This is a genomic window from Kitasatospora sp. NPDC058478, from assembly GCF_042720345.1.
Taxonomy (GTDB): Bacteria; Actinomycetota; Actinomycetes; order Streptomycetales; family Streptomycetaceae; genus Kitasatospora.
On the sequence record NZ_JBHXML010000062.1, the window covers coordinates 1 to 14,618 of the forward strand.

Annotated in this window: 14 protein-coding genes; 2 read left to right on the top strand and 12 right to left on the bottom strand. The window is 74.1% G+C overall.

Annotated elements, in window-relative coordinates; genetic code table 11:
* The first annotated feature begins 101 nt into the window (after positions 1 to 101).
* Positions 102 to 674, top strand: coding sequence for a hypothetical protein (locus ACFWPT_RS29670; protein WP_380485503.1), 573 nt, complete (start codon positions 102 to 104; stop codon positions 672 to 674).
* Between the two features lie 48 nt (positions 675 to 722).
* Here ACFWPT_RS29670 and ACFWPT_RS29675 read toward each other — a convergent pair whose 3' ends face one another.
* On the bottom strand, positions 723 to 1,628 hold the full coding sequence (locus ACFWPT_RS29675; protein ID WP_380485505.1) for a DMT family transporter: 906 nt from the start codon (positions 1,626 to 1,628) through the stop codon (positions 723 to 725).
* On the opposite strand from ACFWPT_RS29675, the gene ACFWPT_RS29680 reads away from it, so the two are divergent.
* Complete coding sequence (locus ACFWPT_RS29680) at positions 1,627 to 3,081, top strand: PLP-dependent aminotransferase family protein (RefSeq protein WP_380375433.1); 1,455 nt, start codon at positions 1,627 to 1,629, stop codon at positions 3,079 to 3,081. The genes ACFWPT_RS29675 and ACFWPT_RS29680 overlap by 2 nt on opposite strands.
* Positions 3,082 to 3,125: 44 nt before the next feature.
* Here the strand turns inward: ACFWPT_RS29680 and htpX are convergent, their stop codons facing one another.
* The 11 genes from htpX to ACFWPT_RS29735 form a co-directional block, all read right to left on the bottom strand.
* On the bottom strand, positions 3,126 to 3,989 hold the full coding sequence (gene htpX / locus ACFWPT_RS29685) for a zinc metalloprotease HtpX (RefSeq protein ID WP_350876984.1): 864 nt from the start codon (positions 3,987 to 3,989) through the stop codon (positions 3,126 to 3,128).
* Positions 3,990 to 4,149: 160 nt separating this feature from the next.
* Positions 4,150 to 5,745, bottom strand: a complete 1,596-nt coding sequence (locus ACFWPT_RS29690; RefSeq protein WP_380485508.1) for an NADH-quinone oxidoreductase subunit N — start codon at positions 5,743 to 5,745, stop codon at positions 4,150 to 4,152.
* Positions 5,746 to 5,801: 56 nt separating this feature from the next.
* The gene (locus ACFWPT_RS29695; protein WP_380375437.1) at positions 5,802 to 7,358 is read right to left on the bottom strand and encodes a NuoM family protein; all 1,557 of its coding nucleotides are present in this window, start codon (positions 7,356 to 7,358) and stop codon (positions 5,802 to 5,804) included.
* Positions 7,359 to 7,429: 71 nt separating this feature from the next.
* Positions 7,430 to 9,502 (bottom strand): NADH-quinone oxidoreductase subunit L, encoded by a 2,073-nt coding sequence (locus ACFWPT_RS29700; RefSeq protein WP_380485511.1) that lies wholly within the window; start codon positions 9,500 to 9,502, stop codon positions 7,430 to 7,432.
* Positions 9,499 to 9,870: an NADH-quinone oxidoreductase subunit NuoK gene (nuoK, locus tag ACFWPT_RS29705; RefSeq protein WP_350876976.1), complete on the bottom strand. Its 372-nt coding sequence runs from the start codon at positions 9,868 to 9,870 to the stop codon at positions 9,499 to 9,501. Before nuoK ends, ACFWPT_RS29700 begins: the two co-directional genes overlap by 4 nt.
* Positions 9,870 to 10,649 (bottom strand): NADH-quinone oxidoreductase subunit J, encoded by a 780-nt coding sequence (locus tag ACFWPT_RS29710; RefSeq protein ID WP_380485513.1) that lies wholly within the window; start codon positions 10,647 to 10,649, stop codon positions 9,870 to 9,872. The genes nuoK and ACFWPT_RS29710 overlap by 1 nt, the downstream gene beginning before the upstream one ends.
* Positions 10,646 to 11,218, bottom strand: a complete 573-nt coding sequence (locus tag ACFWPT_RS29715) for an NADH-quinone oxidoreductase subunit I (RefSeq protein ID WP_363374963.1) — start codon at positions 11,216 to 11,218, stop codon at positions 10,646 to 10,648. The genes ACFWPT_RS29710 and ACFWPT_RS29715 overlap by 4 nt, the downstream gene beginning before the upstream one ends.
* The gene (gene nuoH / locus ACFWPT_RS29720) at positions 11,215 to 12,174 is read right to left on the bottom strand and encodes an NADH-quinone oxidoreductase subunit NuoH (RefSeq protein WP_380375444.1); all 960 of its coding nucleotides are present in this window, start codon (positions 12,172 to 12,174) and stop codon (positions 11,215 to 11,217) included. Before nuoH ends, ACFWPT_RS29715 begins: the two co-directional genes overlap by 4 nt.
* Complete coding sequence (locus ACFWPT_RS29725) at positions 12,171 to 13,424, bottom strand: NADH-quinone oxidoreductase subunit C (protein WP_380485515.1); 1,254 nt, start codon at positions 13,422 to 13,424, stop codon at positions 12,171 to 12,173. Before ACFWPT_RS29725 ends, nuoH begins: the two co-directional genes overlap by 4 nt.
* Complete coding sequence (locus ACFWPT_RS29730) at positions 13,421 to 14,056, bottom strand: NADH-quinone oxidoreductase subunit B (RefSeq protein WP_063348898.1); 636 nt, start codon at positions 14,054 to 14,056, stop codon at positions 13,421 to 13,423. The genes ACFWPT_RS29725 and ACFWPT_RS29730 overlap by 4 nt, the downstream gene beginning before the upstream one ends.
* Positions 14,047 to 14,463, bottom strand: a complete 417-nt coding sequence (locus ACFWPT_RS29735) for an NADH-quinone oxidoreductase subunit A (protein WP_063351317.1) — start codon at positions 14,461 to 14,463, stop codon at positions 14,047 to 14,049. Before ACFWPT_RS29735 ends, ACFWPT_RS29730 begins: the two co-directional genes overlap by 10 nt.
* Positions 14,464 to 14,618 lie beyond the last annotated feature (155 nt).

Below are 14,618 nucleotides of genomic sequence, written 5' to 3' on the forward strand. Positions count from 1 at the left end.
CCCGGAGAGCCGGACGGCCACTCCAGGGAAGCCACGGTCGGCAAGAACCCATCAGCCACATCCGGCCCTCCCGGGCCACCTAACACCTTACGGAGGAGTCCATGAGCAGCCCGTCGCCCGACCCCGCGCAGCCGGAGCAGCCCCCGCGCACCGGCCCCGAGCAGCCCGGGCAGCCCCGGCGCACCGGCCCCGAACAGCCCGGGCAGCCCCGACGCACCGACCCCGAACAGCCCGGGCAGACCTGGCGCACCACCCCCGGCACGCCGCAGCCGACGCCGGGCAACGAGTTCCGCGACTGGGCGCCCGGCCTGGTGATGTTCGCCGGTGTGCTGATGCTGATCAACGGCATCATGGAGGCCCTCCGGGGCATCATGGCGGTCTCCAACGACGACCTCTTCGTCCACACCCCCCGCTACGTCTTCCGGTTCGACCTCACCGGCTGGGGCTGGGTCCACATCGTCGTCGGCGTGCTGGTCGCGGTGACCGGCGCGTTCCTGCTCAAGGGCGCCGCCTGGGCCCGCTACGCCGGTATCTTCCTCACCTCGCTGAGTGCCCTCGACAGCTTCCTGGTCCTGCCGTACTTCCCGCTCTGGTCGCTCGTGGTGATCGCGCTGGACGTCTTCATCATCTGTGCGCTCTGCGTCTACCGCCCCCAGGAGGGCACCACGCTCTGACGCCCCGGTGGCCCGCGCGCCCGGACCCGCCTCAGGTCCGGGCCCGCCTCAGGTCCGGGCCCGCTGGGTGACCGCGATGCAGACCAGCACCACCACCGCCGTGACGGGTGCGGCCGCCGGCAGGTCCTCGCCCAGCAGCAGCACCGACCAGACCAGCGTCAACAGCGGCTGCGCGAGCTGCAGTTGGCTGGCCCGCGGCACCCCGATCTCCGCCATCCCCCGGTACCAGAGCACGAACCCGCCGAACTGCGACACCGCCGCCGTGTACGCCAGCCCGGTCAGCGCCTTCGCCCCGAGGTGGACCGGCTCGGCGGGCAGCGCGAGGGCCGCGGTCAGCAGCGTCACCGGCAGCGCGGCCACCACCGCCCAGGCGATCACCTGGGCTCCCGGCAGGTCCCGGGAGAGCCGCCCGCCCTCCGCGTACCCGGCCGCGCAGATCGCCACCCCGACGAACAGGAGCAGGTCCGCGACGGTCGGCCGACCGTGGCTCTGCAGCAGGGTGAAGCCGAGGACGGCCGCCGCCCCCGCCACCGCCGCCGCCCAGAACGCCCGGGACGGCCGACGGCCGGTGCGCAGCGCCGCGCACACCGCGGTGGCCAGCGGCAGGACGCCGATGACCACCGCCGAGTGGGCCGTCGAGGAGGTCCGCAGGGCGAGCGTGGTCAGCAGCGGGAAACCCAGCACGCAGCCGCCCGACACCACCAGCAGGGCGGGCCAGTGCCGCCGCTTCGGCAGCGGGGCGCCGACGGCCACCAGGTAGAGCGCGGCCAGCACTCCCGCCAGGGCGCCGCGCAGCCCGGTCGCGGTCCACGGGCCGAAGCCTTCCAGGGCCCACGCGGTGGCGGGGAAGCTGAGGGAGAAGGAGGCCACCCCGAGGGCGGCCAGGGCGGTGCCGGAGGCGGGGCTTCGCGGTGCTACCGCCGACGGGTGGGTAGCGCTATCTTGTGCCGTCATGAACGAGCGTAGCAGTGTGACCGAACTCGCCGACAGGCTGCGGCGGGAGGTCGAGCGCTACCCGGAGGGGCGAAAGCTGCCCTCCAGCCGGGTGCTGGTGGAGCGCCATCAGGTCAGCCCGGTGACGGTCTCCCGGGCCATCGCGGTCCTCGCGGCCGAGGGCCTGGTGGTCTCCCGGCCGGGCGCCGGGGTGTTCCGGGCGGCGGCCTTCGCCGGGCGCCCGGCCGGCACCGCCGCGCCCGCCGCCCGTCCCGGCGACCTCTCCTGGCAGGAGGTCGCGCTCAGCGCCGACTCCGACCCCCGCGACCTGCTGGCCGCCCCGGTGTTCGCCACCCTCCGCGTGCCCCCGCCCGACGTCATCGACCTCAACAGCGGCTACCCGCACGCCTCGCTGCTGCCCGAACGCCTGCTGGCCACCGCCCTCGCCCGGGCCGGACGGCGCCCGGGCGCCTGGAACCGGCCGCCCACCGACGGCCTCACCGAGCTGCGCGGCTGGTTCGCCCGCGACATCGGCGGCACCGGCGGGCCGATCGGCGCCGGGGACGTCCTGATCACCTCCGGCGGGCAGGGCGGGCTCACCGTGGCCATGCGCTCGCTCGCCGCGCCCGGCGCGCCCGTCCTGGTGGAGTCGCCGACCTACTCGGGCATCCTGGCGGTCGTCCGCGCGGCCGGGCTGCGGCCCGTCCCCGTCCCGGTCGACGCCGACGGCGTGCGCACCGACCTGCTGGCCGACGCCTTCGAGGCCACCCGGGCGCGGGTCTTCGTCTGCCAGCCGCTGTTCCAGAACCCGACCGGCGCGGTGCTCTCACCCACCCGGCGCTCCGAGGTGCTGCGGATCGCCCGGGCGGCCGGCGCGTTCGTCGTCGAGGACGACTTCGCCCGCCTGCTCGTCCACGCGGACGCCCCCGCGCTGCCGCGCCCGCTCGCCGCCGACGACCAGGACGGGGTCGTGGTGCATCTGCGGTCGCTGACCAAGGCCGCCTCGCCCAACCTGCGGGTCGGTGCGCTCACCGCGCGCGGCCCGGCCCTGGCCCGGCTCCGGGCCACCCAGGTGGTGGACAGCTTCTTCGTGCCCCGGCCGCTCCAGGAGGCGACGCTGGAGCTGGTCGCCGACCCCGGCTGGGCCCGCCACCTGCGCGCCCTCGGGGCGGAACTGCGGACCCGCCGCACCGCCACCGTCGCCGCCCTGCACCGCGAACTCCCCGGCCTGCTCGGCGTCTACCGGCCCGGCGGCTACCACCTGTGGCTGCGGCTCCCGGACGGCGTCGACGACGCCGCCCTCACCGCCGCCGCCCTGCGCGCCGGCGTCCAGGTCACCCCCGGCCGCCCGTACCACGCCGCCGAACCCCCGGCCCCGCACCTGCGCCTCAGCTACGCCGCCGCCGAGAGCTCCGCGCACGCCGTCGAGGGGATCCACCGCCTCCGCCGGGCCTACGAGGACCTGCCGGCCTGACCTCCGGCCCCGCGCGGAGCAGGCCTCAGCGCCCGGAGCAGGCCTCAGCGCCCGTAGCCCGCCATCCGCTCCAGCCGGGCGATGCGCTCCGCCATCGGCGGGTGGGTGGAGAAGAGCCGGGCGCCGGCCTCGCCGGGGCGGAACGGGCTGGCGATCATCATGTGGCTGGCGGTCTGGATCTGCGGCTCCGGCGGGAGGGGCAGCCTGCGGGTGCCGGCGTCGAGCTTGCGCAGGGCGCCGGCCAGGGCGAGCGGGTCGCCGGTGATCCGGGCGCCGTCGGCATCGGCCTGGTACTCGCGGGAGCGGCTGACGGCCAGCTGGATGAGCCCGGCCGCCAGCGGGCCGAGGATCATGATGGCGAGCATGCCGAAGAGGCCGGGCCCGTCGTCGTCGTCGCTGCGGCCGAAGGGAATCAGCCAGGCGAAGTTCACCAGGAACATCACCACCGAGGCGAGCGCCCCGGCGACCGAGGAGATCAGGATGTCCCGGTTGTAGACGTGGCTCAGCTCGTGCCCGAGCACGCCCCGCAGCTCGCGTTCGTCCAGCAGCTGCAGGATGCCGTCGGTGCAGCAGACGGCCGCGTTGCGCGGGTTGCGGCCGGTGGCGAAGGCGTTCGGCGCGGGGGTCGGGGAGATGTAGAGGCGCGGCATCGGCTGGCGGGCCGCGGTGGAGAGCTCGCGGACGATCCGGTAGAGCCGCGGCGCCTCGATCTCGCTGACCGGCCGGGCCCGCATGGCCCGCAGCGCGAGCTTGTCGCTGTTCCAGTAGGCGTAGGCGTTGGTGCCGAGGGCGACCAGCAGGGCGATCACCAAGCCGGTTCGGCCGAAGAATCCGCCGATCACCAAGATGAGCGCCGAGAGGCCGCCGAGCAGGACGGCGGTCCTCAGTCCGTTGTGCCGGCGGTGCACGTCAGGCCCTCCAATGGTGCGGTGGGGAAGCCCTTTCTGCCTCGTCCCTCTTGCCCGGTCAACGGGTGGGGGCCCGGGCCTTGTTCCCTTGTGACCGGCGTGACACCGCCGCGGCACCCCGCCGGGCCGGACCGCGACGGCCGGCCGGGCGGGTGCGCGCTCAGAACAGGCTTCCGCCGGCGACCTGGAGGACCAGCTGCGGAGCGAAGGAGAGGACCACGGCCACCGAGGCGGTGAGCCCCAGCGTGGCGGTCAGGGTGGCCGGCAGCCGGCCTTCGGCCCCGGCCTCGCCGACCGGTGCGGCGCCCGGTGCGGCACCTTCCTCGGCACCCGGCGCCGGGGCGAACAGCCGGGTCGTCCAGAGCAGGTAGTAGTACAGCGCGACGACCACGTTGGCGGCCATCACGACGGCCAGCCAGCCCAGCCCCGCGTCGACGGCCGCGCGGAACACCACGACCTTGCCGAACAGGCCGATCACGCCCGGGGGCAGCCCGGCCAGGCAGAGCAGGAAGAAGGCGAGCGCGAGGGCCGTCCAGCGGCGCCGGGCGAACAGGCCGCGGAAGTCGTCCACGCTGGTCCCGGCCCGGCGGCCGACCGCCGCGACCACGCCGAACGCGCCGAGGTTCACCACGCCGTAGATCAGCGCGTACGCGGCGGTGGCACCGAGCGGGTCGACCCCGGTGGGCGCGTAGCCGGCGGCGGCGAGCGGCACCAGCAGGTAGCCGGCCTGGCCGACGGACGACCAGGCGAGCAGCCGCACCGCGCTGTAGCGGGTGTCGAAGCGCTGGCGCAGCGCGCCGACGTTGCCCACCGTCATGGTGACGGCGGCCAGCACGGCGAGCGCCAGGCCCCAGGTGTGCGCGTACGGGCGGAAGGCGATGGTGGTGGCGAGCGCGAGGCCGGACAGGCCGGCCGCCTTGCCGACCACCGAGAGGTAGCCGGCCACCGGCAGCGGGGCGCCGATGTAGGTGTCGGGCACCCAGAAGTGGAACGGGACGGCGGCGACCTTGAAGGCGAACCCGACCAGGGTCAGCACGGCGCCCGCCTCGGCCAGCGGCTTGAGCTGCCCGGGGGCGTGTTCCAGGCCCTGGGCGACGGCGCCGAGGTGCAGGCTGCCGCTGGCCGCGTAGACGAAGCCGACGCCGAGCAGCATCACGGCCGTGGCGGTGACGGAGGAGACGAAGAACTTGAGCGCGGCCTCGGCGCCCCGGCCGTCCCGGCGCAGCGCGACCAGGGCGAAGGCGGGCAGCGAGGCGACCTCCAGCGCGATCACCATGGTGGCGAGGTCGCGGGAGGCGGGCAGCAGCGCGGCGCCGGTGGCGCTGGAGAGCAGCAGGAACCAGTACTCGCCGCCGGGCAGCTTCTCCTCCTCGACGGTGTGCGCGGAGAGCAGGGCGGCGATCAGCGCGCCGCCGAGGGCGAGCAGCTGGAACACCAGGGCGAAGTGGTCGGCGACGTACGAGCAGCCTCCCGCGGCGGAGACGCTGGTCGCTGGAGTGTCAGACCCCCCTGCTACGTTCTGCACACAGAAGGTCGCCCGGGGTGATCCCCCGGTGAGGGGGAGGAGTGCGATGAGGGCGAGGGCGAGTCCGGCCGCGGCGAGGCGGCCGAGCCACTTCCGGTGCCGCTCGGGCAGGAACAGGTCGGTGAGCAGGACGGCGAGGGAGGCCACCGCGGCGATCAGCGGGGGCGCGATCGCCACCCAGTCCACGGACTGGATCAGGCTGCCCGGGTTGGCTACGGCGAGGGAGGTCACAGTGTGCTGCCCCGTGGAGTGAGGTCCGAGTGCGGCGATCTGGGCTCCGAGCACGGTCAGCCACCCCCGAGGAGGTGCTTGACGGCGGGGTCGGAGAGGCCGAGCAGGAGCGCGGGCCAGAGGCCGGCGAGCAGGGTGAGGGCGGCCAGCGGCGTCCAGCTGACGGCCTCGTACGGGCGCAGGTCGGCGACCTGGTCCACCGGGGCGGGCTGCTGGGGGTCGCCCATGCAGACGCGCTTGACCACGATCAGCAGGTAGGCGGCGGTGAGGAGGGTGCCGAGACCGGCCAGGACCATGTAGGTGACGAACGCGGGGCGCGACAGGCCGTCGGCCGGGTCGAACGCGCCGAACATGGCGAGCAGCTCGCCCCAGAAGCCGGCCAGGCCGGGCAGGCCGAGGCTGGCCACGGCGGCGAAGGCGAGCAGCGCGCCGATCCGCGGGGCGCGGCCGTACAGGGCGGCGCCGGTGGCACCGGAGAGGGTGTCGAGGTCCGCCGTGCCGTAGCGGTCCTTGAGGGCGCCGACGAGGAAGAACAGCAGACCGGTGATCAGACCGTGGGCGATGTTGGCGAACAGCGCGCCGTTGACGCCCACCGGAGTGAGGGAGGCGATGCCCAGCAGCACGAAGCCCATGTGGCCGACGGAGGAGTACGCGATCAGGCGCTTGAGGTCGCCCTTGGCGCCGGGGCGGGCCAGCGCCAGACAGGCCAGTGATCCGTAGACGATGCCGACGGCGGCGAACGCGCCCAGGTAGGGGGCGAGCGTCGCGGTGCCGTCGGGCACGACCGGGAGGAGGACGCGGACCAGACCGTACGTGCCCATCTTCAGCAGCACGCCGGCGAGCAGCACCGAGCCGACCGTCGGGGCGGCGGTGTGCGCGTCCGGGAGCCAGCTGTGCAGCGGCCAGGCGGGAGCCTTGACCGCGAGCCCGACCATGATCGCCAGGGCGGCGATCACCTGGGTGGTGTGGCTCAGGCCGTTGCCGTGCGCGGCGGCCAGGGCCTGCATGTCGAAGGTGCCGGCCTTGCTGCCGATCAGCAGGAAGCCGAGCAGCATCACGGCCGAGCCGAGCAGCGTGTACAGGATGAACCGGTTGGCGGCCGGGGCCTTCGCCCCGCTCCCCCAGCGGGCGATCAGGAAGTACATCGGGATCAGCACGATCTCGAAGGCCAGGAAGAAGAGCAGGAGGTCCAACACCGCGAAGGTGGCGAGCATGCCGACTTCGAGGAGGAGGAACAGCCCGACGAAGGCCTTCGCCGACGGCACGCCATCCCCGCCCGGCAGCCGCTTCTCCGAGTACAGCGCGCAGAGGAAGGTGAGCAGTGCGGTCAGCACGATCAGCGGCAGCGAGATGCCGTCCACGCCGAGGTGGAGGCGCACGTTGAGGGCCGGGATCCAGGACACGTCGGTGGTGGCCTGCATCCGGGCGGGCTCGTCGTGGTCGAAACCGGCCGCCAGGGCGACGGTGAGCAGCAGCACCGCGCCGGTGACGACGCTGTTCAGCCGCAACGCCCGCCGGTCGGCGGCGGCCGGCTCCCGGCCGAACACCGGCGCCAGGGTGAGCGCGGCGCCGAGCAGCGGCAGCACCAGGAGGGCGATGAGGACTGCGTTCATCGGGGGCTCCTACGGGCGGCGGTCGGAATCGGGGGAACCGGGGGAACCGGGGAGAGGGGGTACGGCATCCGCTACACCGCCACCAGGACGGCCAGCAGGACGACGCCGGCGAGCAACGCGCTGAGGTAGGTCTGCGCGTTTCCGGTCTGCGCGAGCCGGACGGCCCGGCCGAGCAGGTTGGCGCCGGCCCCGCTGCCACGCACGTAGGTCTCGACGACCTCGCGGTCGAGGAAGCGGACCAGCCGGGCTGCGGCGGTCACCGGGCGGACGAACAGCGCGTGGTACAGCCGGTCGACGCCGAAGCCGTGCCGGGCCGGGCCGAACAGCGGGCCGAGCAGGGTGCGCCCGGGGTCGGCGACGATCACCTCGGCGGCCGGGGCTCCGGCCTGCTCGGGCACCCGGCCGGCGTCGGCCGGGGCCGGGCGGCCGGTGGCCAGCCGCGCGGTCGCCGAGCGCCAGGCGCCGTACGCCGCGAGCACGCCGACCACGGCGAGCCCGGTGCCGATGACGGCGGTGACGGCCGAGGGGCGCAGCGAGCCGCCGTCCAGCAGCGCGGGCAGCCAGTCCGAGCGCAGGCCGGCGACGCCGAAGCCCATGGTCGGGATCGCCAGCACCCAGAGCGGCCAGCGCATCGCGGGCGGCTCGGCGGTGGCCGGGTCGGCCTCGTCGAGCTCGGGCGAGTACGGCGCGTCCGCCTCGTGCCCGGCCTCAGACGCCACGGCCTGAGACGCTCCGGCCTGAGACTGAGACGCTGCGCCAGCCTGCGCCCCGGCAGCCTGCGGGCTGTGGAAGCTGACCAGGAAGAGCCGGGTCGCGTACGCGGCGGTGAGCAGCGCGGTGAGTCCGGCGGAGATCAGCACGATCCACCCGGCGGCCTCCGGCACGGCCGAGGCCGGGCCGAGCCCGTTGGTGAGCGCCTCGCCGTTGGCGGCGTGCTCGGCGGCGGTCAGCACCGCCTCCTTGCTGAAGAAGCCGGAGAACGGCGGCAGCCCGACCAGGGCGACGAGCGCGATGCCCATCGTCCAGTAGGCGTCCGGGACGCGCTTGCGCAGCCCGGGAATCCGGGACATCGCGGAGATCGAGTTGGTGTGCGCGGCGTGGATCACCACGCCGGCGGCCAGGAACAGCAGCGCCTTGAAGGCGCCGTGGCTGACCAGGTGGAAGACGGAGGCCTCGCGGTCGCCGGTGGCCAGCGCCCCGGCCATGTAGCCGAGCTGGCCGACGGTGGAGTAGGCGAGCACCCGTTTGAGGTCGTCCTGGGCGAGCGCACAGAGCGCCGAGCCGATCATCGTCACGGCGGCCATCACGGCCAGCACGACCAGCGCCGCGCCCGACAGCAGGAACACCGGCAGCAGCCGGGCGACCAGGTAGATGCCGGCCGCGACCATGGTGGCGGCGTGGATCAGCGCGGAGACCGGCGTCGGGCCGGCCATGGCGTCCGGGAGCCAGGTGTGCAGCGGGAACTGCGCGCTCTTGCCGGCCACCCCGGCGAGCAGCAGCAGGGCGATCAGCGTCGGGTGGCCGAGCCGCCCGTCGGTCGCGGCGGCCAGCACGTCGGGGATCCGGAAGCTGCCGGCGTCCGCGCCGAGCAGGAAGATCCCGAACAGGAACGGCACGTCGCCGAGCTTGGTGACCAGGAAGGCCTTCAGCGAGGCCGAGCGGGCGTCCTCGGTCTCCCAGTGGTGGCCGATCAGGAAGTACGAGCAGATGCCCATGACCTCCCAGCCGACCAGCAGCACGATCAGGTCGCCCGAGTAGACCACCAGGAACATCGCCGCGGTGAACAGCGAGACCAGCGCGGCGTACGACGGGTAGCGCGGGTCCTTCCTGAGGTACGCGGTCGAGTAGACCTGCACGCAGGTGGCGACCAGGCCGACCAGCACGGAGATCAGCGAGCTGAAGCCGTCCAGGTGGAGGGCGAGCGCGATGTCCGGGCCACCGGTCGGAGTGAGCCGGGTGGCGGCGTCCAGCGCCTGGCCGGTGCCGAGCTGGAGGGCGACGACCAGGGCGAGCACGGCTGAGACGGCGACCGGCACGATGGCCAGCGGCCGGGCCAGGCCGGGCGCCTTCTTGCCGACGGCCAGGGTCGCGGCGGCCCCGAGTGCGGGCAGCGCGGGGACGAGGGCGGGCAGGGCGAGGTTCATGCGGCGGCCTGGCCCTTCAGCGCCTCGGCTCCGGCCGGCGTCTCCTCGGCGAGCGGCTCCGCCGGATCGCCGAGCGCGGTGGCCCGGTCGATGTCCGCGGTGCCCCGGGCCCGGAACAGCAGCAGGACGATGGCGAGCCCCAGCCCGATCTCGGCGGCGGCGACGGTGATGGTGAACAGGGTGAGCGCCTGGCCGGCGTGCAGCGAGTCGCGCAGCCAGGTGTCGAAGGCGACCAGGTTGAGGTTGACGGCGTTGAGCATCAGCTCGACGGACATCAGGACCAGGACGGCGTTGCGCCGGGCGAGCACGCCGTACACGCCGACGCTGAACAGCAGCGCGGCGAGGACGACGGGGTAGGCGAGGTGCATCAGCTCTCCTCCGGCGCGGACGGCGCGGACGGCGCAGCGGGCGCAGCCTCTGCGGCCTTCGGGGCCGCCGGGGCCTCTGCGTCCGCCGTGGCCTCAGGGGCCTCAGGGGCCGCCGGGTTCTCCGGCGCAGGCCGGGGCACGGTGGCGGCGACGGTCCCGTTCGAGCCCACCGGCCGGCCGGCGCGCAGCCGGCCCGCCCGGGGCGGCGGCACCCGCCGCGTCGACCCGCGCGACAGCACGATCGCGCCGACCAGCGCCGCCAGCAGCAGCACGGAGAGGGCCTCGAAGGGCAGCACCCAGTGGCGGAACAGGCTCGCCCCGGTGACGGCGGCCGAGCCGCCCCCCGCGCCGAGGTCGATCCAGGAGGTCCGGAAGGCGTCGACGACCAGCGTCACCAGCGTCCCGGCCGAGGCGAGCGCCACGACCAGGGCCACCCAGCGGTTCTTGGAGTCGGCGTCCGGCGAGCGCCCGATCGGCGCCTTGGTGAGCATCAGCCCGAACAGCACCAGGACGATCACCGAGCCGAGGTAGATCAGCACCTGCACCCAGGCGATGAACTCGGCGGTGAGCAGCAGGAACTCCACCGCCAGCCCGCCCAGCGCGACCACCAGCCAGAGCGCGGCGTGCACCAGTTGCTTGGTGCTGACGGCGACCACGGCCGAGCCGAGCACGGCGATGCCGACCAGCAGGAAGACGATCTCCACCCCGGTCGGGGACAGGAACGAACGGGCGGCCGGCTCCAGCGAGCCGGTCGCCGCGAGCAGGGTGGCGGCGCTCACTGGGCCTCCCCCTCGTCCGAGGCCGCCGAGGCGGCCGCTGCTGCCGCTGCGGCGGCGGCCAGCTTGTCCGCCGCCTTGCGCGCGGTGGTGATCTCCTTGGGCTCCTCGGCCGCCGGGTCCAGCGCCGGCGGCGCCGGGACGGTCCACATCCACTCGCGGAGCTTGTCCCGCTCGTGGGTCAGCTCCAGGATGTCGGTCTCGGCGTACTCGAACTCGGGCGACCAGAACAGCGCGTCGAAGGGGCACACCTCGATGCAGATCCCGCAGTACATGCAGAGCGAGAAGTCGATGGCGAACCGGTCCAGCACGTTGCGGGTGCGGGCCCGCGCGTTCGGCTCGGCGGCCGGCAGCGTCTCCTTGTGGGAGTCGATGTAGATGCACCAGTCCGGGCACTCGCGCGCGCAGAGCATGCACACCGTGCAGTTCTCCTCCAGCAGCGCGATGACGCCGCGCGAACGCGGCGGCAGCACCGGCTGCACGTCGGGGTACTGCGCGGTGACGGTCTTCTTCGTCATCGTCCGCAGGGTCACGGCCAGGCCCTTGGCCAGGCCGGCACCGGGAAAACTCATGAGATCGCCACCTTGATGACGCCGGTCAGGGCCAGCTGGACGAGGGCGAGCGGAATCAGCACGGTCCACGCGAAGCGCATCAGCTGGTCCTCGCGCAGACGCGGGTAGGTGACCCGCAGCCAGATGACCACGAAGGCCAGCGCGAAGGTCTTCAGGATCATCCAGAGCCAGCCGAGCTGGTCCGCCAGCGGGCCGTGCCAGCCGCCCAGGAAGAGCACCGCGGTCAGCGCCGACACCACCAGGATGCCCGCGTACTCCGACAGCAGGAAGAACCCGAAGCGCAGGCCCGTGTACTCGGTGTACGCGCCGAAGATGATCTCCGAGTCGGCGACCGGCATGTCGAACGGCGGGCGCTGGAGCTCGGCCAGGCCGGCCGTGAAGAACACGAACGCGCCGATGAGCTGCCAGGGCAGCCAGTACCACTCCCAGGCGTCCACGATCCCGGGCAGCGAGAGCGTGCCGGCGGCCATCGCCACCGAGGCCGCCGCCAGCACCATCGGCAGCTCGTACGACATCAGCTGCGCGGCCGTGCGCAGGCCGCCGAGCAGCGAGAACTTGTTCGCCGAGGCCCAGCCGGCCATCAGCTTGCCGATCACGCCGACGCCCATCACGGCCAGCACGAAGAACAGGCCGGCGTCGATCGCCTGGCCGACGAAGCCGTTCGGGCCGACCGGGATCGCCAGCAGCACGAAGAGGTACGGCAGCAGCGAGACGGCGGGCGCCAGCTGGAAGATCCGGCGGTCCGCCCCGGCCGGGACGATGTCCTCCTTCTGCGCGAACTTCACGCCGTCCGCGACGAGCTGCGCCCAGCCGTGGAAGCCGCCCGCGTACATCGGGCCGAGCCGGCCCTGCATGTGCGCCATGACCTTGTGCTCGGTCTGGCCGATGACCAGCGGGAGGGTGAGGAAGACGACCAGGGTGGCGACGCAGCGCAGCACCGTGTCGAGCAGGTTCACGCGCCGTCTCCGTCCTGGCCGGCCGGTCCGGCCGACGTCTCGTCCTGCTCACCCGCGGGCGCGGCGGGCTTCGCCGGCTCGACGGGCGACTGCTCCTCGGCAGACTCCTCCGCAGGCTTCTCCACAGGCTTCGCGGGCTCGGCCGGTGTCTGCGCCTCGGCCGGTGCCTTCGCCTCGGCGAGCTTCGCGGGCTCGTCGTGCGCGGGCACCGGGTTGTGCCAGGGCGCGTCCGAGGACCGGGTCCGCGGCGACGCCGAGCCCTCGGCCTTCGGCTCGGCAGGCGCAGCGGCCTCGGCAGCCTCGGCGGGCGCCGCCTCCGCAGCCTGACTGACCGATCCGTCGGACACCGACCTGACCCGGCGCGGCCGGTCCGCCCGCACCACGGGCGCCGCCTCGCCAGCGGCCGAAGCAGCGGCCGAACCAGCGGTCGGAGCAGCAGCCTCACCAGCAGCCGAAGCAGCGTCCGGAGCAACGGCACCAGCCGCCTCGGCCCCCGCCTGACTCGCCGACCCCTCCGCCACCGTCCTGGTCCGCCGCGGCCGGTCCGCCCGCACCGCCGCCGCACCCTCGGCGCCGGCAGCAGCACCAGCAGCAGCGCCGGCAGCACCAGCAGCCCGGGGCGTCCGCCCGGCCGCGCCCGCCGCCCGCGCACCACGCGCGGGCCGCTCGGCGACCGGTGGCAGGGTGCCCTTCAGCGGCCCCCACTCGTTCGGGTCCGGCACCCCGGCCGGCTGCATCTTGCGCCGGGCGGGCCCGTCGCCGTGGTCCGACTCGCCCGGCTCCTTGGCTCCCGGCCAGGCCTTGGCGACCCGGGCCGCGAGCACGAACTCCTTGCGCAGCGGGTACCCCTCGAAGCCGTCCGGCAGCAGCAGGGTGGCGAGGTAGGGGTGTCCGGGGAAGTCGATGCCGAACATCTCGTGGGTCTCACGCTCGTGCCAGGCGGCGCCCGCGTAGACCGGGACGGCGGTGGGCAGCGCGGCCTTGTCCCGCGGCACCCGGGTGCGCAGCGCCAGGTGGCGCAGCACGCCCGGGGCGTCGGCGGAGGCGAGGTGGGCGACCACGGAGAAGCCCTCGGCCAGTTCGTCGACGGCGCTCAGCCAGTCGAAGTAGCCCAGGCCGAGCGTGTCGCGGGCGTTGGTGAGCGCCTCGATCCAGTGCTCGGCGGGGACGTCGACGGTGACCAGCCCGTAAGCCTCGGCGCCGGTCGCCCACTCCCCGACCGACGCCGCGTACTGCTCGGCGGAAGTCATGAGGCCCCTCCCTCGGTCGAAGGCCCCGTCACCAGCGGGCGGCGCAGCGCCGCCGCGGGCGCGGCGTAGCGGTCGGGCAGCGACTCGGCGGCGATCTTCTCCTGGAGCTTGAGGATGCCCTGGAGCAGCGCCTCGGGCCGGGGCGGGCAGCCGGGCACGTAGACGTCGACCGGGATGATCTGGTCCACGCCCTTGGTCACCGAGTAGGAGTCCCAGTACGGGCCGCCGGAGTTGGAGCAGGCGCCGAAGGAGATGACGTACTTCGGCTCGGGCATCTGCTCGTAGAGGCGCTTGACGGCGGGCGCCATCTTGTCGGTCACCGTCCCCGAGACGATCATCAGGTCGGCCTGACGGGGTCCGGGCGCGAACGGAATGACACCCATCCGGATGAAGTCGTGTTTGGCCATGGACGCGGCGATGAACTCGATCGCGCAGCAGGCCAGGCCGAAGTTGAAGCACCAGAGGCTGTAGCGGCGGCCCCAGTTGAGCACGACCTTGACCGGGTCGGGCGCGAGCCGGGCCAGCGGGCCGATGCCACGGCGCTCGACGGCGCCGGGGCGCGACGGGTCCGGGAGGCCGAGTGGGACCGGCCCGCCCTGGGCGCCGTGCGAGTGGGTGTGCGTCACGTCCATTCCAGAACGCCCTTCTTCCAGGCGTAGAGCAGGCCGACCGCGAGGAAGCCGATGAAGAGGAACATCTCGATCAGCGTTCCGGCGCCGTACCCGGCGGTGGCGAAGACCGTCGCCCACGGGAACAGGTAGATCGCGTCGACCGCGAAGATCACGTACAGGAAGGCGTACACGTAGTAGCGGATCTGGGTGTGCGCCCAGTCCTCGCCCACCGGGTCCACCCCGCACTCGTAGGCGAGGAGTTTCTCGGGCGAGTACACCACCGGCCGCAGCAGGCGGTTGGCCGTGAACGCCGCGGCGACGAAGAGCACCCCGACGACGGCCAGCAGGCCCATCGCGGCGTACGCGTCGAAGTAGCCGCCGCCGACCGCCGGGTCGGCCGCGACGGCAGCCGCATGCTGCCCCTCCATGCCTTCGCCCTCCACCTCGGCCGTGAACAACCCCTCAAGGCAGTTCTACGACGTTTCCTCGCACGGTCATAACCATGGCCAATGCGTGAGTCTAAGGGGACGGCTCCGCTCCGCCCGAACCCTGCCCGCTCCGCAAGACGTCCGGTGGACACTCC